This window comes from Gordonia sp. WA4-43 (assembly GCF_020520305.1).
Taxonomy (GTDB): domain Bacteria; phylum Actinomycetota; class Actinomycetes; order Mycobacteriales; family Mycobacteriaceae; genus Gordonia; species Gordonia hongkongensis.
This window is the reverse complement of the sequence record NZ_CP084736.1, coordinates 3,206,703-3,228,206: the sequence shown is the minus strand read 5'-3', so window position 1 is coordinate 3,228,206 and position 21,504 is coordinate 3,206,703. Positions and strand designations below refer to the sequence as shown.

The 21,504-nt window shown below is 68.0% G+C and carries 16 protein-coding genes; 8 read left to right on the top strand and 8 right to left on the bottom strand.

Going from position 1 to position 21,504, the window contains the following annotated elements:
• Positions 1-39: 39 nt before the first annotated feature.
• From LEL84_RS14375 to LEL84_RS24750, 3 genes are all read right to left on the bottom strand, one after another.
• A complete protein-coding gene (locus LEL84_RS14375; RefSeq protein ID WP_226514325.1) occupies positions 40-2,634 on the bottom strand; it encodes a DUF6049 family protein in 2,595 nt (864 codons plus the stop codon).
• 118 nt (positions 2,635-2,752) lie between these two features.
• Positions 2,753-3,985, bottom strand: coding sequence for an NUDIX hydrolase (locus LEL84_RS14370; RefSeq protein WP_137809152.1), 1,233 nt, complete (start codon positions 3,983-3,985; stop codon positions 2,753-2,755).
• A 20-nt stretch (positions 3,986-4,005) separates the two neighbouring features.
• A complete protein-coding gene (locus LEL84_RS24750; protein ID WP_264186656.1) occupies positions 4,006-4,128 on the bottom strand; it encodes a hypothetical protein in 123 nt (40 codons plus the stop codon).
• Positions 4,129-4,219: 91 nt separating this feature from the next.
• Between LEL84_RS24750 and LEL84_RS14365 the strand changes: the two genes are divergently transcribed.
• Positions 4,220-5,668 (top strand): CCA tRNA nucleotidyltransferase, encoded by a 1,449-nt coding sequence (locus LEL84_RS14365; RefSeq protein ID WP_058253767.1) that lies wholly within the window; start codon positions 4,220-4,222, stop codon positions 5,666-5,668.
• A gap of 24 nt (positions 5,669-5,692) precedes the next feature.
• Here LEL84_RS14365 and LEL84_RS14360 read toward each other — a convergent pair whose 3' ends face one another.
• Positions 5,693-6,601, bottom strand: a complete 909-nt coding sequence (locus tag LEL84_RS14360; protein ID WP_226511992.1) for a diacylglycerol/lipid kinase family protein — start codon at positions 6,599-6,601, stop codon at positions 5,693-5,695.
• A 49-nt stretch (positions 6,602-6,650) separates the two neighbouring features.
• Here LEL84_RS14360 and LEL84_RS14355 point away from each other — a divergent pair, with 49 nt between their 5' ends.
• Complete coding sequence (locus LEL84_RS14355) at positions 6,651-7,247, top strand: TetR/AcrR family transcriptional regulator (protein WP_226511991.1); 597 nt, start codon at positions 6,651-6,653, stop codon at positions 7,245-7,247.
• 33 nt (positions 7,248-7,280) lie between these two features.
• Positions 7,281-8,804 (top strand): glycerol-3-phosphate dehydrogenase/oxidase, encoded by a 1,524-nt coding sequence (locus tag LEL84_RS14350; protein WP_226511990.1) that lies wholly within the window; start codon positions 7,281-7,283, stop codon positions 8,802-8,804.
• Between the two features lie 12 nt (positions 8,805-8,816).
• On the opposite strand, the gene LEL84_RS14345 is transcribed toward LEL84_RS14350, so the two are convergent.
• On the bottom strand, positions 8,817-9,908 hold the full coding sequence (locus LEL84_RS14345) for an aminotransferase class V-fold PLP-dependent enzyme (protein WP_159371753.1): 1,092 nt from the start codon (positions 9,906-9,908) through the stop codon (positions 8,817-8,819).
• A gap of 120 nt (positions 9,909-10,028) precedes the next feature.
• Between LEL84_RS14345 and LEL84_RS14340 the strand changes: the two genes are divergently transcribed.
• Positions 10,029-10,586: a hypothetical protein gene (locus tag LEL84_RS14340; protein ID WP_226511989.1), complete on the top strand. Its 558-nt coding sequence runs from the start codon at positions 10,029-10,031 to the stop codon at positions 10,584-10,586.
• Here LEL84_RS14340 and LEL84_RS14335 read toward each other — a convergent pair.
• Entirely contained in the window at positions 10,567-11,901 is a 1,335-nt protein-coding gene (locus LEL84_RS14335) for an MFS transporter (RefSeq protein ID WP_226511988.1), read from the bottom strand. The genes LEL84_RS14340 and LEL84_RS14335 overlap by 20 nt on opposite strands.
• A gap of 145 nt (positions 11,902-12,046) precedes the next feature.
• Between LEL84_RS14335 and LEL84_RS14330 the strand changes: the two genes are divergently transcribed.
• From LEL84_RS14330 to LEL84_RS14320, 3 genes are all read left to right on the top strand, one after another.
• Positions 12,047-12,640, top strand: coding sequence for a YqgE/AlgH family protein (locus LEL84_RS14330; RefSeq protein ID WP_065630864.1), 594 nt, complete (start codon positions 12,047-12,049; stop codon positions 12,638-12,640).
• A 147-nt stretch (positions 12,641-12,787) separates the two neighbouring features.
• On the top strand, positions 12,788-14,836 hold the full coding sequence (locus LEL84_RS14325; protein ID WP_226511987.1) for a CocE/NonD family hydrolase: 2,049 nt from the start codon (positions 12,788-12,790) through the stop codon (positions 14,834-14,836).
• Between the two features lie 319 nt (positions 14,837-15,155).
• Positions 15,156-16,316 (top strand): AAA family ATPase, encoded by a 1,161-nt coding sequence (locus LEL84_RS14320; protein ID WP_137809159.1) that lies wholly within the window; start codon positions 15,156-15,158, stop codon positions 16,314-16,316.
• Between the two features lie 631 nt (positions 16,317-16,947).
• Here LEL84_RS14320 and LEL84_RS14315 read toward each other — a convergent pair.
• Positions 16,948-17,955: a bile acid:sodium symporter family protein gene (locus LEL84_RS14315; RefSeq protein ID WP_226511986.1), complete on the bottom strand. Its 1,008-nt coding sequence runs from the start codon at positions 17,953-17,955 to the stop codon at positions 16,948-16,950.
• Positions 17,956-17,998: 43 nt separating this feature from the next.
• The gene (locus tag LEL84_RS14310) at positions 17,999-18,508 is read right to left on the bottom strand and encodes an SdpI family protein (RefSeq protein WP_068970761.1); all 510 of its coding nucleotides are present in this window, start codon (positions 18,506-18,508) and stop codon (positions 17,999-18,001) included.
• 107 nt (positions 18,509-18,615) lie between these two features.
• On the opposite strand from LEL84_RS14310, the gene leuS reads away from it, so the two are divergent.
• Positions 18,616-21,498, top strand: coding sequence for a leucine--tRNA ligase (gene leuS / locus LEL84_RS14305; protein ID WP_226511985.1), 2,883 nt, complete (start codon positions 18,616-18,618; stop codon positions 21,496-21,498).
• The last annotated feature ends 6 nt before the right edge of the window (positions 21,499-21,504 follow it).

Sequence of the window (21,504 nt, the reverse complement as noted above, 5' to 3'; positions counted from 1 at the left end):
CGTCGCTAGGGCCGCCGTCCTCGGGTCGTCTGATGTCGGTCATGGAGGGTCATTGCCCGGTTCCTCGCCGTACGTCCGACCCTCGCTCTGCAGGGTACGGCGTCGCTCCTGATACCCGCTTCCGGCAAGCATTCGCTCGAGTTCGTCGGGTTCGGGACGGTCGGCGTCGGCGGGATCGGGCTGGCCGCGGAAACGATGCCAGAGGCGACGCGCGGTGAGCAGGACCAGCGCTGCCGCAGCGATGATCGTGATGTAGAACAGCGGCTTCCCGTACGCGTTGGTGTGCACCGACAGGCTGATCGGCTGGCCCAGTGGCACGCCGGTGACCGTCGACAACCGGATCTGCACACTGATCGCCTCGGAGGCGTCGCCCTGGGTGGGCAGCTGGATCTGCCGGGTTCCGCGCGCCGGGATCTCGATCACCCCGAGGTCGCCGATCTCGATGCCCGCCGGCTCGGACGTGGTGATCCGGGCACGCACCGGGAGCGCGAGGTCGTTGCTCACGACCAGCAGCAGCGGACTCCGCTCGGAAGCCAGCGTGTAACGACCGCCGGGATCGAGGATGGTGACCGACTGCGACATCCGGTACAGGGTCGACGCGACGGCGTCGATGCGTTCGGTCTGCGCGCGCCGCAGGTGGGTGTAGACGGCCGACCCCTGGGCATCCGGGGAGCGGATCGCCCGGAGCTGGTCCTCGCGCAGCGGCGACATGTACCGCTCGGGGGTGGCGGCGACATCCGCCGAGCGCACCAGGGCGCCCTCGAATTGCCAGCTGTCCTCGACATTGCGTCGTATCGATCCGGTCGCGTCGCTCGTCAGCACCGAGCCCACCTCGCCCACCGGACCGACCCCGGGCGGGTCGATCAGCCGCGCCTGCTCGGGCGCGGAACCGAGGTCGGCGGCCAGCGTCGACAGCGGAGCCGGTGTCGCGGCACCCGATTCGAGGAGCAGCCGTGCGGTGGTGAACAGGGCCTCGGCGTCGGCGGACGTGGGCGACCAGTACGTCGGGGGCATCAGGAACGCCGATCTGCCGACGACCGGGTCGGGCGACGGGCGTGCCCCGGGTGCGGTCGGACCGGGTTCCGGCGCGGCGATCGCGGGATAGGCGAGGGCACCGATCGCGCTCTGGCGCCTGCTTCCCTCGGACTCGTCGGACAGGTCGACGCGCTGACTCGGAGGCGTCAGAGCGGGGGTGGACGGCGCCGTACCGAGCGCGGCGAACGAGGCGGTCACAGGTGCGTCGTAGGTCTGGGCGGCGAGGTCACCGATCCGGTAGCGGCCGGCGGCGTCGCGGCGACCGACCGGCGCGACGGAGTTCGACGACACCGCGGTCGCGGTCATCTCGGCCTCGGTGAGGGCGGCGGCGCCGTCGGCGTCGATCGCCCCCAGGGCGGGGATCGAGAGACCGCGCACGCTCCGGACGCCGAGCACGGTGTCGATGATGTCGGCCGGTGACCGCAGCGCGGCCTCGGTGAGGCCGGTGTTGCCGATCCGGGTCAGGGAGGTGAGGTCGGCCTGCGCGTACGGCAGGGCCACCACGCACATCCGCTGCGCGATCCATCGCAGGCCGGTGAGCCAGCGACCGGCGGCGTCCACGCCGCTACCGGGCCGGGTCGTCGACCTCGGATCGGCGGGATTGTCGGACACCTCGTACCCCAGCGACATCGCGCGCACCGTGACGACGAGGTCGGGGTCGATCGCCAGGCACATGCTGTCGGCGAGCTTCTCCGAACCGGGCAGTGCGCTCGGTTCCGGGTTCTCCGGTGTCTCGGATGGCGGCGTGTCCGATGTCACCGAATCCGATTGTGCGGGTGGGGGTTCCCCGACGACCCGCTGCAGCGCGGCGAGTAGCTCGGCGAGTCTGCCGCCGTCGGCGAGCGACCGCGCCATGTTCTCGTTGATCAACCGGACCGGTTCGGTGTTGCCGCCCAGCACACCCGGCGCGAGCTGCGGCGGGGCGGCCAACGGCCACACCATCGTCATGCGTGCCGGACTGGACAGGTTCGCCGACACCGACCCGTCCGGCCCGAGCCCGACGACCGGGTCGGCGTCGGAGTACTCGATGGACGGGTCGACGTAACCGGCGGACCGGGTGTCGTCGGGTGGCAGGGACAACACCGGCAGCAGCATCCGCGATCCCGCGACCTGCGCGGTGTTGCCGTACTCCGGGGTGCCGTTGACGTTGACCTGCATCGGGTACACGCCGGGCTGGGAGATGGCCAGGCCCTGGCCGTCGGGACCGTTGTTGGCCGAGAGTGCCATCGACATGCGGAAGCCGACGCTCTCGCCAGGGGCGAGCGAGTCGGACAGCGCTTCGAAGGGGCCGGCCACGGCGACGGCCGGATCGTCGTCGGCGAGGTCGGTGCGCAGGCCCGCGGCCGACGCCACCGGATCGCCGCGCTCGAGCCGGATGGTCAGGTCGGTGATGGACCGGTCGCCGACGTTGTCGACGCGTCCGCTGACGGTGACCACCGGCCGGCTGGTCGTGGTCACGATGTTCGGGGTCATCGAATCGATGACGATGCGGGCGAAGCGGCTCGGTGAGCGGTCCGACGCGCCGGATCCGGCGTCGGAATCGCTGGTGGCCGTCTCCGGCGCCGCCGACGCCGGTCCCACCGCGCCGGACAGGACCATCAGACCGAGAACGGCCAGGACCACGGCGGAGGCCAGCGTCGCGAGCGCGCCGGACCGCAGCGCATGCGAGAAGGCGAGAGAACGAGACGAACGGGGCTCGGCGGCGGACGGGCGCGGCTCAGCCATCGCCGGCCGCGGGCCGTCGTGGACGGCGCCGGCGCCGGCGCGGACGAACCGGGGGCGGTGGCTCGTTGCGGCGCTGGTTGCGCGCGGCGGCGGCTTTCTCATAGGCGTTGGGTTCGGTGCGGATGCTGTCGGCCTCGGACTGGGCCAGCCGGGTGGGGTCGGCGGCGAGTTCGGCGATCACACCCCGGGCCATCCGGGCGAGTCGCCGCTCGTCAGAGTACGTGAGCCGACGCGGGAGCTCGTGTAACGGCACCCAGGCCACCTCGGACACCTCGTAGTCGGCGTCGGACAGCTCGCCGCCCGTGCACCGCAGCAGGTAATGATGCACGGTCTTGTGGATCCGACGACCTTCGCTGACGAACCAGTAGTCGATCTTGCCGAGCGGGGCCACCACCGTGCCCTGGATCCCGGTCTCCTCCTCGACCTCGCGGATGGCGGTCTGCTCGGCGGTCTCGCCGGTTTCGATGTGTCCCTTGGGCAGCGACCACATGGTGCGGCCGCGACGGTCGACGCGACCGATGAGCGCGGCCGACAGCTGGTCGACGGGGAGGTCGAGGTCGGAGATGACGAGCCCCCCTGCCGAGGTCTCGCGCACGGTGCGGAGTTTCTCGTTGCCCGCGCGGTCGGGGTGGGCGCGCTCGGCAGCCGGGCGTTCGGACGCACGGTCGGCCCGAGCCGCGCGCCGTCGACCCTTCGACGCCTTGCCGCCGGCCTGGGTCAAACCGGTCTTGGTCAGCTTGGCGCTGACGGCGACCATGTCCGACGGCTTCGGCGGGGTGACGCGGGGTCGCGCACGATCGGGATCGACCGGGAGCTTGTCGACGGGCTCGGCCTCGACCGGATCCGGGCACGCGGGATCGGCGGCCCGGGCGCGGGCGAGGTCATTGGGAGTCGGGTGATGAGTGCTGGGTGCCGGTTCGGAGGCCGGGTTGGGCGAGCCGGGTTTGTGGCCCGGCCGCGAGCCCGCCTGGCCGGGAGTCGGCTGTTTGTTCTTGGGTTGGGCATGACCGCCCTGTTTGTGCCCGTGCGGACTGTGCGCCGTCGGGGTGTGAGCGGGCGCCGCACCTCGGTTCTCGGACTTGCGCCGGCCCCGGCGGCGTCGGCCGCGCCGGGCACGACGCCCCTGGCCGGAGGCATTCTGCTCGCCTTGTCCGCCACCCTCACCGTGCGCACCCGACGAGACGCCGCTGACGTCTGAAGGGTTGGTCGAGGAATCGGTGGACACTCCACGATGCTAGCGGCTGGTCACCTGCAGTTTGTCCGGACGCCTCCGAGGGCGCGTAGGTTGTGGATTCGCAGTGTCGCGAGTGCGCCGGGGGTGTATGAGTCGTCGCCGACGAGCTGTGCGGCGTCGTCGTCGCGGGTCACGACGGTAGGGTGGCAAGCCGTGAACGACACTTCCTCGTCCGGTGCGGCGGCGTCTGGGCCATTCCGGAATGGGGCAGCCCAGCCGGACCAGGTGCACTCGGCGGACCCGGAACGGCGCACCCGCCTGCTCGCCGCCGCGGCGATCGCACTGCGCGACCTCGACGACGTCCTCGTGCCCCTCGGCAAGCTGTTCGAGACCGCCGGCCACGAGCTGTACCTGGTGGGCGGCTCGGTGCGCGACGCGGTTCTCGGGCGTCTGGGCAACGACCTCGACTTCACGACCGATGCGCGCCCGGAAACGGTGTCGCAGCTCCTCCGCGGCTGGGCCGACGCGTTCTGGGACGTCGGCATCGAGTTCGGCACGGTCGGGGTCCGCAAGGGCGACCACCTGATCGAGATCACGACGTTTCGCGCGGACTCATATGACCAGGTCAGCCGCAATCCCGAGGTCACCTTCGGCAAGACCCTCGACGACGACCTGATCCGACGGGACTTCACCGTCAACGCGATGGCGGTCCGGATCGGCTCGGCGGGCGCCCAGGACTTCCGGGACCCGCTCGACGGGATGACCGCCCTGCTGGCCGGGGTCATCGACACCCCCGCCACGCCTGCACAGTCCTTCGGCGACGACCCCCTGCGCATGCTGCGCGCCGTGCGGTTCGTCTCTCAGCTGGGATTCCGGCTCGCGCCGCGCGTGTGGCAGGCGATCACCGACATGAACGGCGAGATCGAACGCATCACCGTCGAACGCATCCGCACCGAGCTGGACAAACTGATCTGCGGCGAGTTCCCGATCGAGGCGATCGACGCCATGGTCGAGACCGGTCTGGCCGAGCGGGTGCTGCCCGAGGTGCCCGGCATGAAGCTCACCATCGACGAGCACCACCAGCACAAGGACGTCTACCAGCACTCCCTGACCGTGCTCCGCCAGGCCATCGATCTCGAGGACGGCGATCCGGACCTGGTGCTGCGCTGGGCGGCCCTGTTGCACGACATCGGCAAACCCGCGACGCGGCGGCACGAACCGGGGGGTGGCGTCAGCTTTCATCACCACGAGGTCGTGGGCGCGAAGATGGTGCGCAAACGGATGCGGGCACTCAAGTATCCGAAGGCGGTGGTGTCCGACGTGGCGCAGCTGGTCTTCCTGCACCTGCGCTTCCACGGTTACGGAGACGGCGCGTGGACCGACTCGGCCGTCCGCCGGTACGTCACCGATGCCGGTCCCCTACTCGACAAGCTGAACAAGCTGGTGCGCGCCGACTGCACCACCCGCAACAAGCGGCGCGCCCGGCGGCTGCAGCAGAACTACGACAGTCTCGAGCAGCGGATCGCCGACCTACAGGCGGCCGAGGATCTCGAGAAGGTCCGGCCCGACCTCGACGGCAACGCGATCATGGAACTCCTCGGCGTGCCGCCCGGTCCGATCGTCGGACAGGCGTGGCGTCATCTGAAGGAGCTACGCCTGGACCGTGGACCGCTCAGCCGCGACGAAGCCGAGGATGCCCTTCGCGAATGGTGGGCGGCGCGCAGCGGTCAGTGAGGACTGCGAGACGCCCCGGGCGTTTCAGCTCGCCGGCGCGAACACCTCGATCGCGTGCGGTACCGCCTCGAAGACCGCCGGCAGCTCGCCGACGAGGTCACCGTCGACCGACACGAGGGCCGGCGGATCGCAGTACAGCTCGACCTCCGCGCCGCGCATGGTCCGGACGTTCGGGCTGTCGATGTGCTTGCCCGAGAACACCTTCGGGAAGACGCGCGCAATCGTCCAACGTGCCAGCCGCGGTGGGTTGAGCGCGAGGGTCACGTCGAGCCGGCCGTCGGTGATCGACGCCTGCGGCGTGATCTTCATGCCACCGCCGTACGACGTGGTGTTGCCGATCGCGGCGAAGATGAGGTCGGATTCGACGGCCTGGTCGTCGACGCGGACCTGGTAGTGACGCGACCGCAGAGCGAGTAGTTCGAGCAGCGCCGCGATCGTGTACCGGGACTGTCCGCGCGGCCGGCGCATGTCGATGGCCCGCGCGGTGACCGCGGCGTCGAACCCGGTGGCGGCGACGGTGCTGAACAGCGCGGTCTGCCCGTCCGGGAAGCTGACCCGGCCGAGGTCGATGGGTCGCCGGTGGCCGTCCAGGATGACCTCGACGGCGTCGGCCGGATCCAGTGGGATGCCGAGGTTGCGGGCGAAGTCGTTCCCGCTCCCGGCCGGGATGACGGCCAGCGGCTTGCCCGACCCGATCGTGGCCTCCACCGTCAGACGCACCGTGCCGTCGCCCCCCACGACGACGAGGACGTCGGTGTCCCCCCGGGCAGCCTTGCCGGCGAGATCGGCGGCGTCGGCGATGTCCTCGCCCACGATGATCTCCACCTCCACGCCGCGGGCACGCAGCAGTTCTGCGGCGTCGTGGGCGACGCGCAGGCCCGTTCCGTGCCGTGCGTACGGACTGGCCACGAGTGTGGCGTGTTCGATAGTCATATGAGTCGGCCCCCCGCCGTTCAAGTGATCCGTTACAGTGTTACACATCATGGCAATCCGTAACGAGGAGATCGGGGATCTCGTTCTGGATGCAGCACGGAGCTGTCTGCTGCGTAGCGGCGGACGCAAGGTGACTGTCTCCGAGGTGGCCCGACAAGCAGGCGTGAGCCGACCGACGGTGTACCGCCGGTGGCCCGACATCAACGAGATCATCCGCGGGCTGTTGACCCGCGAGGTCCTGGGAGTCGTCGAGGACGCGATCGGCGGACGAGGCGAACCCGCCGATCTGGATGCGCTGGTCGATCGGGTGGTCGCGGTCGTCGGCGCGCTCCGCGACGACGAACTGATCGCCTCGCTGTGGCGCGAGCAGCGAGACTTCATGGCGCCGTACGTCTTCGAGCGTCTCGGTACGAGTCAGCAAGGGGCGCTCGCGATTCTCTCGGACATGCTGTCGCAGGCCCAGGAACGGCGCCACGTCCGGGCGGGTGACGCCAAACGGATGGCGGCGATGGTGCTGCTGATCGCGCAGTCGTTCCTCCAGTCCGGGGCGCTGGTCTCCGACATCATCGCCGAGGGCTGGAGCACCGAGTTGCACGAGATGCTGGCCGGGTATCTGCGTCCGACCGGCGCGGGCGTCGACGGATGACGTCGTGAGCGCCGTTCGCGCGGTGCGACTCTGATGGCGACCCTGTCCGCCGACACCCGTCGTCGTGCGCTCGACCGTCTGACGTCCGGCGATCCCCTGGATCTGCTGGTCATCGGCGGCGGTGTGACCGGCGCCGGGGTGGCGCTCGACGCCGCGACCCGTGGCCTGCGCGTCGCGCTCGTCGAGAAGGACGACCTCGCGGCCGGAACCTCGCGCTGGAGCAGCAAACTCGTCCACGGTGGTCTCCGTTATCTGGCCAGGGGTGATCTGCGGATCGCGCGCGAAAGTGCCGTCGAACGTCATCATCTGATGACCGCCATCGCTCCGCATCTGATCGCTCCCCTCCGCCAGATCATCCCCGACCGTGGCGGCAGGCAAACCTCGATCATCCGATTGGGCCTCCGCGCGGGAGATGTGCTCCGACGCAACGCCGGTACCCCCGACTCGCTGTTGCCGCCGCCGACCCGGGTGTCGGCGCTGGAGACCCTCGCCCGCTTCCCGGCGGTGTCCCCCCACGGTCTGCGCGGCGGTATCTCCACCTCCGACGGTCAGCTCGTCGACGACGCTCGGCTCGTCGTCGCCCTCGCGCGGACGGCGGCCGGCTACGGCGCATCCGTCTGCACCCGCGTGCGCGCCGAGCGCGTGGACGGCCGCGGGGCCACCCTCACCGATCAGTTGACCGGTGAGAGCTTCGACGTCGGCGCGCGGATGGTCGTCAACGCCACCGGCGTCTGGTCCGGCGGCATCGATGACGCCCTCGCCGTACATCCCAGTCGCGGAACGCATCTCGTCGTCGACGCGGCGCGGTTGGGATTCCCCGATGCCGCGCTGATGACGCCGCTGGGCACCTCCGTGTCCCGGTTCGTTTTCGTGATCCCCGCGCAACTGGGGCGCGTCTACGTCGGCCTCACCGATGTCGCGGCGCCCGGGCCGATCCCCGACGTCCCGATGCCGGACGAGTCGGAGATCGACTTCCTGCTCGACGCCGTGAATCCCGCTCTCGCAAGGCCGTTGGATCGCTCGGACATCATCGGCACGTTCGCGGGTCTGCGACCGTTGGTCGACACCCGCGGCGGCGGCCGCGACTCCGACGCCCTCGCCGACGTCTCCCGGCAGCACCACGTCGGCGTCCGCGGCGATGGTCTCGTCAACGTCCTCGGCGGCAAGCTCACCACCTACCGGCGCATGGCCCAGGACGCCGTCGACGCCGCGCTCGCGACCACCGACCTCACCGCCGGGGACTGTGTCACGGCCACGACCCCGCTTGTCGGAGCCCTGCGGAGTCCGCGCGAGCAGGGGCTGCCGGCTTCGCTCGTGCAGCGGTTCGGCGGGGAGGCGCCGGCGGTGGTGGACGCCGCCGTACTCGCCGGTCCCCTGGATCCGATCGTCCCCGGCATCGATGTCACCCGCGCCGAGATCGAGTTCGCGATCACGCACGAAGGTGCCCTCGACGCCGACGACATCCTGCACCGGCGCACGCGGATCGGCCTCGTGCGTGCCGACGCCGACGCGGCACGGCCGGAGATCGAGCGGATCCTCGGCGAGGTCCTCGGGTGAGCTTGCTCGGCGTCAGTAACCCATCGTGCGCAATGTGTCTGCGACGCGGTCGAGTTCGGACCGGCGTACGTCGAGGTGCGGGCTGATCCGGAGCACCGGATGCTCGGTCGCCAGCGGTGCGCGCCAGGTGTCCGCGGCGGTGACCAGGACACCGAGTGACAGCAGTTTGTCGCGGGCCGCGGCGACGTCGTCGAACTGCCATCCGGGCGGTGGTGCGAGGGTGATGATCGCCGACGGCTCGTCGAGCGGTTCGAGGACCTCCCAGCTCGCGATGCCGTGGAGTCGTTCGCGGGTGACCCGGCCGATCTTCGCGAGTTCGCGGAAGACGCGCTGCTGGCCGATCTCGAGCAACTCGCGGACCGCGACACCGAGTCCGAGGCGACCGGCGATGAATGCCTCGGAACCGTCGATTCGTACCGGCCGCAACGAGTCTCGACGCACCGCGACGAACCCGACGCCACGCGGGCCGGTGAGCCACTTGCGGCTGGTGCCGTAGACGACGTCGGCACCGGTGACGGTGGGGACGTGACCGACCGACTGCGCCATGTCCACCACGACGGGCACACCGGCCCGATGCGCGAGTTCGACGATCCGCGTGACCGGCTGCACCACACCGGACATCGAGCCGATGTGGCAGACGTGGATGAAGTCGGGCTGCTCGAACTGCAGCATGTTCTCGAGCGCGTCGGTGTCGACGTGACCGTAGACGTCCCCGTCGGGCATGGTCCGTACCGCGTACCCGCGGCGCTCGAACTCCTCGAGGTTGGGCCCGAACTCGTTCTTCGCCACCCACACGGTCGATGTGACGGGCAGGCTCCAGTTGGTGAGGAGGGCGCGCAGAGCGGCGCGGGCGCTCTCACGGAAGACCACCTCGTCGCCGGTGTGTCCGATCAGGGCAGCGAGATTCCTTGTGTCGCGCGCGATCTCCTCGGCGCGGTCGTCGGCGGCGACATACGACCCGCGTTCGGTCTCCCGCCAGAGGTGCGCGGTCATCGCGCCGATCAGTGCGTACGACGAGCGGCCCGCCGAAGCAGAGTCGAGATGTGCCAGGGCTGGTTCGAGCCGGGCCGCATGCCACTGCTCGCCGAGATCGCTGACGTACATGGGCCACAACCTACCGGGTGGTCGAGGTGTCCACACCCATCGGGAACCGCACAGCGGGAACCCGGGCGCTGGGAACCGATCGATGGGAACCGGATTGGGCCCCGGTGCGTCCAAGACCTCATGGACCCGGCGATCGAGTATTTCTTCGGGACCGGCGACGGTCCGACGACGCGCTGGTCCGGGGCCGCCGACCTCGCGCTCGGGGAACCGCGGTCGGATCTCTTCGACGCGATCCGGCTCGACTTCGACGGCGACGGTCGTCGTGATGACGCGATGTGGGACACCGACGCCGACGGTGTCGCCGACGTCGCCGCGCTCGACACCGATGACGACGGCGAGCCCGACGCCTTCTACCGCGACTCCGGTGCCGGTCTCTGGGACCGGCCCGTCGCGCGAGCCGACCTCGTCGGCGAACAACTGCCGCGGCGCGACGTCCCCGAGCGGACTCCGCAACCCCCGCCGGCGCAGGTCACCCGGGTCGATCTCGACGACGACGGCGACCCCGACGTCGAGATCGTCGGCGCCGACCGGGGCGGCCGGATCGTCGGCGAACGACTCTACGTCGACTCCGACGCGGACGGCGGCCACGATGTGGTGCTGGTGGACCTGGATGCGGACGGCGTGGCCGACGCCGCCTATGACAACCGGGACCCGCGGTTCACGCGGCGGGGTCGGTGACGGTGTGTCGCACCGGCGTGGGCTCGGCGGAGAAGTGCCCACGCGGATGCAGGAGGCGCACCACGAGCATGCCGAGCAGGTACAGCACCACCCCGAGCACGACGAGCCCGACCGCCCGGCCGTCGTCGGGGATCGCGAGCGCCGCGACGGTCACCGCACCCACGTAGGCGATGTTGAACACCGCGTCCTGCACCGAGAACACCTGTCCGCGCACCGCGTCGTCCACGTCGACCTGCATCGCCACGTCGCCACACAGCTTGGCGATCTGGCCGATGAGTCCGAGTACGAACGCCGACCCGCAGATCACCGCGAATTCGAAGCTGAGCACGGACAGCTCGGCGAACGCGCCGACGGCCAGTGCGGCGAGCAGCGTCACGTACCGGCCCACCCGTGCCACCGCGATCGGCGTGATGACCGCGGCGAGAAGCGCCCCCGCGCCGGTGGAACCGATGACCACGCTGACGCGGTCGACCCCGTCGCCGGGACCCATCTGGCGCGTCAGCACCAGGATCATCAGCGTGTTCATCCCGAAGACCAGCCGGTGGGCCCCGATCGCCGACAACGCGGCGGCCACGGTCTTGTGGTGGACGACGGCGCGGGCACCGTGCCAGAGTCCGACCGAGACCGCGTGCACGGCCGAACGACCAGGGTCGTCGGGCTCATCGGGACCGAGTTGCAGCGGACGGAACCGATGCGCCAGCCCGCCGGAGACGACGGCCAGCACGATCCCGGCGATCATGGTGAGGGCACTGCCCACGTTGTCGTCGCCGAAGATCGCGCGGAGTCCCAGAGTGATGCCGAGACCGACGGTGAGCATCGCGCCGCCCAACGTCGTGAACAACGCATTGGTGGCGACCAGCACCTCACGCCGCGCGACGTGCGGCAGTCCGGCCGACAGTCCGGCCGCCACGAACCGGCTCGCACCCGTTGCGGCAAGGGCGGAGATCAGCACCACGACATCGGGTGCGCCGGAGGCGACGGCCAGTGCGACGAGTCCGATGATCAGCCCGCGCAGCAGGTTCGCGTACAGGAGGACGTTGCGTCGATCCCAATGGTCGAGCAACGCGCCCGCGAATGGGCCGATGAGCGAATACGGCAGAAGCAGCACCGCGAGGCCACCGGCCACCGCGAGCGGATCGGCATGGCGCTCGGGGTTGAACAGGATGCTGCCGACCAGCGCGGCCTGGAAGATCCCGTCGGTGATCTGACTGGACAACCGGACCGACAACAACCGGCCGAGTCCCGGCGACGAACGGAGGGAGTGGACGAACACCGACCACCCGCGTTGGTCACGGGTCACCTGGGTGCTGCTCACCGATCCAGCCTACCGAGCTGACGATGGACGTCGTCGGCCACGGACGTGCGATGATGGTCGGGTGGCCGGAGGTGAAGACGCAGACGATCCCACACCGGAATCCCGCCCCGGAGAACACTCGGCGGACAGCGGTGGTGGTGCGCGTATGCCCGGCGTCCCCTGGGACGCCGACCCCACGCCACGGGTGCGCCCGGGCACCGCGCTGATCGCCTCGACCGATCTCATCGAACCCACCTTCGCCCGAACCGTCATCTACGTCATCGAGCACAACGAGTCGGGCAGTCTCGGGGTCATCCTCAACCGGATGAGCCAGACCGCCGTGCACAACCTCCTGCCACAGTGGACCGACATCGCGGCCTCGCCGCGCGCCCTCTATGTGGGCGGGCCGGTGAACCAGGAGGCGGCGCTGTGCCTGGGGGTGGTGAAACCCGGCACCGACATCGACGACGTGCCCGCCCTGCGTCCGGTCGACGGCCGGGTCGTCCTGGTCGATCTCGACGCCGACCCCGAGCCCCTCGCCGAGGTCCTCGAGGGTGTCCGGATCTTCGCGGGTTACAGCGGATGGGGCATCGGGCAACTCGACGACGAACTCGACCAGTTCAGCTGGATGGTCGCCTCGGCACTCCCCCGCGACCTGCTCGCGCCGCCGGCGTCGGACGTGTGGTTCGACGTCCTGCGCAGGCAGGCCTGGCCGAAACCTCTCCTCGCGACCCACCCGATCGATCTCAGCGTGAACTGAGTCCGTCCGTCCGGATGGTGATGCTGAACATTGCCAGAAACACCCGGTGATCCACGTCACCCGCGGGGTGTTAGGTTGTGGACGCTTGATCAATTTTTCGCTGGACAAACCGTGGATTGCTCCAGCGCATGACATGCGGGGGTGTGCATGAGCGGGTCGAAGAGTGCGCGGGTTCTGGTCGGGGTGATCCTCGCGGTGGTCGCGCTGGTGGCGCCCATCGCCGTGGCGGGCGCTGCCCCGGTCGGACCCACCGGCGGCGCCGACGGGGCGCGATGGGCGGCGAGCCACGACGGCCCGCAACCCTATGCCGGCGTCAATGTCACCTGGGATGTGCCGATCCGGATGAGTGACGGCACGGTTCTCCGGGCCAACGTGTACCGCCCGGCCGACGCTCGCGAGCGTCCCACATCGACGAAGACGCCGGTCATCGTCAACATGACGCCCTACACCAAGCTCATCACCACCGTCGGTTCCGCGGTGATGCAGAACCCGGTGCTCGAGCCCTACCTGCTGCAGATCGCGCGGTCGATCAACCTGTCCGGCACGCCGATCGACGGCATCAACGACATCGCGCACACCATCCGCGACGGCGGCGCGAAGACCTTCCTCGTCGACTTCGATCTCGTGCGCAGCGGCTACACGCAGGTCGTCGTGGATGTGCGTGGCACCGGTTTCTCGCAGGGAGTCTGGGACGTCTTCCAGTCGCGGGAACAGCGCGACACCATCGAGGTCATCGACTGGGCGTCGAAGCAGCGGTGGTCCAACGGCAAGGTCGGGATGTCGGGGGTGTCGTACTCGGCGATCAACCAGATCCAGGCCGCGAACAAGAACCCGAAGGCTCTCAAGGCGATCTTCCCGGTCGAGCCGGGCGGCGACCTCATCCGCGACATCGTCGCCCCGGGCGGCGCTCTGGGTGTCGGCTTCCTCCCGCTGTGGCTGACGCTGGTCAACACCACCAAGATGATCCCGAACGTCGCGTCGATGCTGAACGGCACCTTCGACTGGAAGTGGTTGGCGGACCGGATCTCCGACCCGTTCACCTTCTACCCACAGCTGTTCGCCGCACTGCTCACCCCCGACATCCCGTCGGTGCCGCCGAACCTGAAGGCGTTGCTGGACAACAATTCCGAGCCGAGGTCGTCGTGGCTCGACCACGCCGACCGCATCACCACGCCGACGTTCATCTACGGCGGCTGGTTCGACCTCTTCACCAACAGTGAAGTCCGGATGTACAACAAGATCCCGCTGCCGCCGGGCCAGAAGCAACTCATCATGGGCGACGGTTATCACCTGACGATCGGCGGCGGCCAGGAGGGCAGGCGCAACACCCCACCCCGGTTGGACGTCTTGCAGAAGGCGTGGTTCGACAAGTGGCTCAAGGGAATCGACAACGGTGTCGACGCCTACGGGCCCGTCAACCTCAAGCAGGTCGGCGACTCGTGGATCACCGCGCAGCAGTTCCCGCGCGCCGGGATGGAACGCCAGCGGCTCTACCTCAGCGACCGGCGCAGCGGTACCGCGGCACATGCGGTCCGTGACGGCAGCCTGACCCCGGCCGCTCCCGCATCTCGTGCCCGGATGACCATCGCGCCCGGACTGGCACCGATGTGTTCGCGCGACGCCGCGCAGCAACTGGCCGGCGCCCTCGCGATCTTCCCGTTCTGTGCTCTCGACGCACGCATCTCCGAGCGCGCGGCGCTGACGTTCACCACTCCCCCGATGACCACGACGCGCAGCGTGTCCGGGTACGCCAACGTGCGGTTGAACACCGTGCTCGATGCCACCGACGGGTACTGGACCGCCACCCTCAACGATGTCGCTCCCGACGGGACGTCGAAGGTGCTGACCTCCGGCCAGGTGATGGCGTCGCTGCGCGGATACGACGACGCGAGGTCGCAGTTCGCGCCCAACGGCGATGTCATCGATCCGTTTTACGAGCTCACGCTGGCGTCACGACAACGCGTCGCGCCGGGCCGCCCGGTGAGTGTCGACATCGGTCTGCTGCCGACCGAGGCACTGATCAAACCGGGACACCGCCTGCGGATCGACGTGTTCGCGATGAACTTCCCGCGCGGTCTGCCGTTGCGTCCGCTGCTGAACGAGTCCGGACTACGACCGCAACACATCCAGCTCGACCCGAACCGGCCGAGCTTCGTGAACCTGCCGCTGTCGACCCCGGTGGGCGCGGGTCGCTGATCAGCTGACAGAGTTACCCTTCGGTTCATTAGCGAACCTCAGTTCGACTCCTGGACTAGACCGCGGTCGCCCGTCGAGCTCAACCCAAGTCGCCGTTAGCTGAAAACGAAGCCTCCTATTGTGTGCCTAGGCAGCCAGGACTCGTTTTCGCGTTCTGTCACGACGTAGGACTTAGCCGATATGGTCCAGGCGGTCTCAAGCATCGCAAGTCGGCAAGCAGAAGTGCACGGGAAGCCCATCCGCTAGCCTGGCGACCGTCTTCGACTCACTCGGCTAGCATTGCTCTCAGATGCTAGGCGAACAGAGGAGTGACTGCCAGGTGCGTTTCGCTCGAATCAGTGCAAGCAATTGGCGGAATTTCAAGACGCTCGATTTTCCGATCGAATCCAGACTGTTTGTTGTTGGCCCAAATGCCGCCGGAAAGTCGAACTTGATTGACCTCATCCGGTTTCTCGGTGATATCGCAGGCCCAAGTGGAGGCCTGACTGCGGCTCTCGAGAAAAGAGGCGGTCTCTCGAAAGTGCGGAGCCTATTTGCGAGAAACAACGAAGGCGGGCGTCTTGTAATCGAGGTGGACCTCACAGACGGAGAGGATCAGTGGGGCTACCGGCTTGCAATCCGTGGCGAGAAAGGCGGTAAGAATCGCCCGGTGGTCCATGAAGAATTCGTCACACTAAACGGTCGAACCCTCCTTCAGAGACCGAACCGGGACGATAGAGATGATCCCGAATTGCTCACGCAGACCCACCTTGAGCAGATTGCAGCGAATCAGCGTTTTAGAGTTCTAGCGGAGTACTTCGCTAAGGTCCGGTACTTCCACTTGGTTCCGCAGATCATCCGTGAACCATCTCGCTACGACATGCCGGGTGAATTCGGTGGGGAGTTTATCGCGCAGATGAATGCGGTGACACCTAAGACCCGCGATGCGTGGCTTCGCCGGATGCGGGACGCGCTACGGGCAGCTGTCCCCGAGTTTGAATCGCTTGACATCGAGGTCGACGATGCGGGAAAGCCTCATCTAATGGCTGGGTACAGGAATTGGCGACGGAACCCGGCGCGACAGTCCGAGGCGGAGTTCTCGGATGGAACGTTGAGGTTAATCGGACTGCTCTGGACGATGGTCAGCACCCCTGCCAATGGTGGAGTACTCCTACTCGAGGAGCCAGAGCTCTCGCTCAACGCCAGTGTTGTCCGTAAGTTGCCCGCTATGTTGTCGGTCTCGCAACGCACGAAAGAAATTCAAGTCGTCCTTTCCACCCACGCTCCAGAATTGCTCGATGATGAGGGCGTTCATCCAGATGAGGTCCTTGTGTTGAGGCCTGCTCGGGAGGGGACCCACGCCGAGCTGTTGTCACAGATTGAAGAGGCGACAGACGACTTAGCGGCTGAGCTGCCAACATCGGACATCGTTCAGGGCTTGATTGATCCTCGCGATCTTAGCGATCTTGTCACCGTCGGCCGTGACGGGAAGAAGCGTTGATAAGTGTTGTAGTGGAGGGGAGCTCCGACGAGGGGGCAGCACGGGCGCTAGTGCTCGCGGCGGGCGCTCAGGTGTCGAAAGTAATCGTCAAGAGTGGTAACACGAATCTCGACAAGCTGATCAAGAACTATAACCGGGCTGCAGTTCGATCACCATATCTCGTTTTACGAGACTCGGACACAGTTTGCCCAGTGGAACTGCACGCAAACTTGACTAGAGAGATCGACGAGCTGATGCCTCTATTCAGACTGCGCATAGTCCACCCCATGACCGAGGGGTGGTTGCTCGCGGATGCTGATGGCTTCTCATCGTACTTCGGAGTAAGCAAGGCAGCGATTCCGCGTGATCCGGAGTCACTCGCACACCCGAAGGAGACGCTACTAGCTCTTTGCTCGAGATCACGCAAACGAGATATTCGTCAAGAAGTCGTCCGACGAGACGGCAAAGCGGGGCCCCTTTACGTCGAGCACCTGAATGAGTTCGCAGTTCAGCACTGGAGTGTAGAGGCCGCAGCCTCTCGAAGTGAGAGTCTGCGAAGGGCACTTGACCGCGTGCGCGAAATTGCGCAGAACGGCCCAGGTGATTGGACCTAAGTGCCTCAATCCATGAAAATCCGACCTCTAGTTTCCGATCAGGTCGGAGCGCCGGCCGCTTCGGCGTCGTCCGCCTCGCGTCCGTACCGGGTCGCCAGCCACGAGCAGATCATGAGCTGGATCTGGTGGAAGATCATCAGCGGCAGCACGATGAGGCCGACGGTGGTGCCGGCGAAGAGGACGGTCGCCATCGGTAGGCCGGTGGCCAGGCTCTTCTTGGTGCCGCAGAACTGGATGGCGATCGTGTCGGCGCGGTCGAAGCCGAGCCGCTTCGGGAGCCAGCCGGTGATCGCGAGCATCACCAGGACGAGCACCAGCGAGATGACGGTCACGGCGATCACCTGACCCACCTCCACCGACGACCAGATGCCTTGGACGACGCCCTCACTGAACGCGACGTAGACGACGAGCACGATGGCGCCGCGGTCGGCGAGCTTGGTGATCTTCGCGTGCCGGGTGAAGAACGGGCCGACCCACCGGCGGGCGAGCTGCCCGAGCAGGAACGGCACCAGGATCTGCGCGACGATCTTCAGGACCGACGTCGCGTCGATGCTGATGTCGCCGGCGTTCTGCATCAGCGCGACCACCAGAAGCGGGGTCAGGAAGACGCCGAGGATGTTCGACGTGGATGCGCTGACGATCGCCCCGGCGATGTTGCCTCGGGCCATCGAGGTGAAAGCGATCGAGGACTGCACGGTCGACGGGACCAGGCATAGAAAGAGCAGTCCGGCATAGAGGTCTTCGCCGATCAACGGCTCGACGACCGGCTTCAACGCCAGTCCCACGATCGGGAACACGATGAACGTGAACGCGAGGATCGTGACGTGCAGCCGCCAGTGCCGGAGACCTTCGAGCGCCTCGCGTGGATGAAGTCGAGTGCCGTAGAGGAAGAACAGTGCGGCGATCGCGACGATCACCACCCAGTCGAGTGCCTCCGCCGCCGCGCCGCGAGCCGGCAGAAATGCGGCCACCGCGACGGCGATGCAGATGGCCAGGATGAAGCCGTCGATCGGAGAACGATCGAGGAGATTCTTGAGAGTACGCATGGATGTGCCCAGAGATCAGTGGTGTGAGACGACGCCGGCCGGCTCAGGCCTGGGCCGAGTCGCCTGCGCAGACGCCGCGCAACGAGCAGGCACCGCAGCTGCTGGTGCCGCAGTCGGCCGCCGGGTCCGAGGGGTTCTCGTCGGCGGCATGGCTGTGGGCGTCGCCGCCGGAACAGCAGGAACAGCCCTCGTCGTCGGCGGGTACGGCGGCAGCGGCGCGTACCCCGATCCCGCTGACCAGTCCGACCACCACGAGCGCGGCCACCAGCGCGACGAGTCCGAAGGCCAGTGCCCACCCGCCCGGGACGGCAAGGGTCGCGATGGCCCCCAGCGTGAGGATCACCGACGCGCCGAGGGTGCCCGGTCCGGCGATGCGGTTGGCGACGCGGAAAGCCTCGTCGGATCGCATGGTCTCCGCGGAGCGAACGCCGATCCAACGATTGCGCGGGAGGGTGCCGCGGAGTCCGCGGATTCCTACCACCGCCCAGAGTCCGGCCAGCACGAAGAGCAGTACGGCAACGGCGACGGACACGGCATTCACGACCCACAGCATACGACCGTGCGTCGTACCGAGGTGAATCGGTATCTGACGAGCCGGTGCCGCCCACGGCGGAGGCGACCGGATTGGGGGCGGCGACGGACAGGATTTACCCTGGTCGCGTGACTTCAGCCGAGAAGACGAGCGGCGACACCGCCGGCACGACCGCCCACCGCTATACGGCGGCGGTCGCCGGCGAGATCGAGCAGCGCTGGCAGCAGACCTGGTCCGACGAGCACGCCTACGAGGCGCCGAATCCCGTCGGGCCGCTCGCCGGTGACCTGTCCGCCTTCGGCGGCGGGGACGCCGACGCCGCCGACAAGCTCTTCGTGCAGGACATGTTCCCCTACCCGTCCGGCGCAGGCCTGCATGTCGGCCACCCGCTCGGCTTCATCGCGAGCGATGTCTTCGCGCGCTACCAGCGGATGACCGGTAAGAACGTGCTGCACACGATGGGCTTCGACTCGTTCGGGCTGCCCGCCGAGCAGTACGCGGTGCAGACCGGCACCCATCCGCGCACCACCACCGAGCAGAACATCGAGCGCTACCTGGGCCAGATCCGACGGCTCGGGCTGGGCCACGACGAGCGCCGTCGGGTGGCCACCACCGATGTCGACTTTTACCGGTGGACCCAGTGGATCTTCCTGCAGATCTACAACGCCTGGTACGACGCCGACCAGGGCAAGGCCCGGCGCATCTCCGAGCTGGTCGACGAATTCGCCTCAGGTGCACGAGCATTGGGTGGAAAGCACGAGGGGCGCAGCTGGGCCGACCTCTCCCCCGCCGAGCGCACCGAGATCCTCGACGACCATCGCCTGGTGTACCTGAGTGATTCGCTGGTCAACTGGTGCCCGGGGCTGGGCACCGTGCTGGCCAACGAGGAGGTCACCGCCGACGGCCGCAGCGACCGCGGCAACTTCCCCGTCTTTCGGAAGCATCTGCGGCAGTGGATGATGCGGATCACCGCGTACTCCGACCGGTTGCTCGACGACCTGGATCTGCTGGACTGGCCGGAGAAGGTCAAGACGATGCAGCGCAACTGGATCGGACGCTCGCGCGGTGCCCAGGTTCGCTTCGACGTGCCCGGCGTCGGCGGCATCGAGGTGTTCACCACCCGTCCCGACACCCTGTTCGGCGCCACCTACATGGTTCTCGCGCCCGAGCATCCGCTCGTCGGCGACCTCATCACCGGAGCATGGCCCCAGGGCACCGATGATCGCTGGACCCGCGGCGGGGCCGACCCCGCGGCCGCGATCGCGGAGTACCGCGCGTCGATCGCCGCGAAGTCCGACCTCGAGCGCCAGGAGAACAAGGAGAAGACGGGTGTCTTCACCGGCAGCTTCGCCGTCAATCCCGTGAACGGAGAGCAGGTTCCGGTCTTCGTCGCCGACTACGTCCTCATGGGCTACGGCACCGGCGCGATCATGGCGGTCCCGGCCCACGACGCCCGCGACCATGAGTTCGCGACGGTGTTCGGACTGCCGATCCGCGAGGTGATCGGCTCCGACACCGACATCGCCACCGAGGCGTACGTGGGCGACGGTCCCCTGGTGAACTCCGGGTTCCTCGACGGTCGCAACGTCGAGGACGCGAAGGCGGCAATCGTCGAACGTCTCGAGGCCGACGGTGTGGGCACCGGGAGAATCCAATACAAGTTGCGCGACTGGCTGTTCGCCCGTCAGCGTTACTGGGGCGAACCCTTCCCGATCGTCTACGACGCCGCCGGTCAGCCCCATGCACTGCCGGAATCAATGCTGCCGGTGGAGCTCCCGGAGGTCGACGACTATGCGCCGGTGTCCTTCGACCCCGACGACGCGGACAGCGAGCCGTCGCCTCCGCTGGCGAAGGCCACCGAGTGGATGACGGTGGAACTCGACCTGGGCGACGGTGTGCAGACCTACACCCGGGACGCCAACGTCATGCCCCAGTGGGCGGGCAGTTCGTGGTACCAGCTGCGCTACATCGACCCCACCAACTCGGAAACCCTGTGCGCCAAGGAGAACGAGGCGTACTGGATGGGCCCCCGGCCGGCACTGCACGGCGAGAACGACCCGGGTGGCCTCGACCTCTACATCGGTGGTGTCGAGCACGCGGTGCTGCACCTGCTGTACTCGCGGTTCTGGCACAAGGTCCTCTTCGACCTCGGATACGTTACGAGTCGCGAACCGTACCGAAAGCTGTTCAACCAGGGCATGATCCAGGCGTACGCCTACACCGACTCACGCGGCATCTATGTGCCCGCCGAAGAGGTCACCGAAGAGAACGGCGAGTTCTTCTACAACGGTGAGAAGGTTCGCCGGGAGTACGGCAAGATGGGCAAGTCCCTGAAGAACTCGGTGGCGCCCGACGACATCTGCCGCGACTACGGTGCCGACACGCTGCGCGTCTACGAGATGTTCATGGGTCCGCTCGACCAGTCGCGGCCGTGGGCCACCAAGGACGTGGTGGGGTCGCAGCGATTCCTGCAGCGCATCTGGCGACTCGTCGTCGACGAGGAGTCCGGTGCGCTCCGGGTCGCCGACACCGAGCTCGACGACGACACGAAACGGTTGCTGCACAAAACGATCGCCGGCGTCCGCGAGGACTACGACGCGTTGCGCAACAACACGGCGGTCGCCAAGCTCACGGTGCTGACCAACCACCTCACCAAGAACTTCGAGAAGACCGGCGCCCCGCGGGAGGCCGTCGAGGCGCTGGTGATCATGCTGGCTCCCCTGGCGCCGCACATCGCCGAGGAGCTGTGGCATCGGCTGGGTCGGGAGACCCTGGTGGTGCGGACCGCATTCCCGGTCGCCGATGAGGAGTGGCTGGTCGAGGACACCGTCGAGATCCCGGTTCAGGTCAAGGGCAAGGTCCGCAGTCGGATCACCGTCCCGGCCGACGCCGACGAGGAGACCCTGCGTGCCGCCGCGCTCGCCGACGAGAAGATCGTCGCGCTCCTCGACGGCGCCGAACCCCGCAAGGTCATCGTGGTGCCCGGTCGGATGGTGAACATCGTCCCGTGACCGTCG

Coding starts and splice junctions, on each gene's coding strand:
- LEL84_RS14355 (WP_226511991.1), top strand. CDS start 6,651: ATGGCAATCCGTAACGAGGAGATCGGGGATCTCGTTCTGGATGCAGCA.
- LEL84_RS14340 (WP_226511989.1), top strand. CDS start 10,029: ATGGACCCGGCGATCGAGTATTTCTTCGGGACCGGCGACGGTCCGACG.
- LEL84_RS14350 (WP_226511990.1), top strand. CDS start 7,281: ATGGCGACCCTGTCCGCCGACACCCGTCGTCGTGCGCTCGACCGTCTG.
- LEL84_RS14345 (WP_159371753.1), bottom strand. CDS start 9,908: ATGTACGTCAGCGATCTCGGCGAGCAGTGGCATGCGGCCCGGCTCGAA.
- LEL84_RS14330 (WP_065630864.1), top strand. CDS start 12,047: ATGCCCGGCGTCCCCTGGGACGCCGACCCCACGCCACGGGTGCGCCCG.
- LEL84_RS14360 (WP_226511992.1), bottom strand. CDS start 6,601: ATGACTATCGAACACGCCACACTCGTGGCCAGTCCGTACGCACGGCAC.
- LEL84_RS14315 (WP_226511986.1), bottom strand. CDS start 17,955: ATGCGTACTCTCAAGAATCTCCTCGATCGTTCTCCGATCGACGGCTTC.
- LEL84_RS14375 (WP_226514325.1), bottom strand. CDS start 2,634: ATGGTCCTGTCCGGCGCGGTGGGACCGGCGTCGGCGGCGCCGGAGACG.
- LEL84_RS14325 (WP_226511987.1), top strand. CDS start 12,788: ATGAGCGGGTCGAAGAGTGCGCGGGTTCTGGTCGGGGTGATCCTCGCG.
- LEL84_RS14310 (WP_068970761.1), bottom strand. CDS start 18,508: ATGCTGTGGGTCGTGAATGCCGTGTCCGTCGCCGTTGCCGTACTGCTC.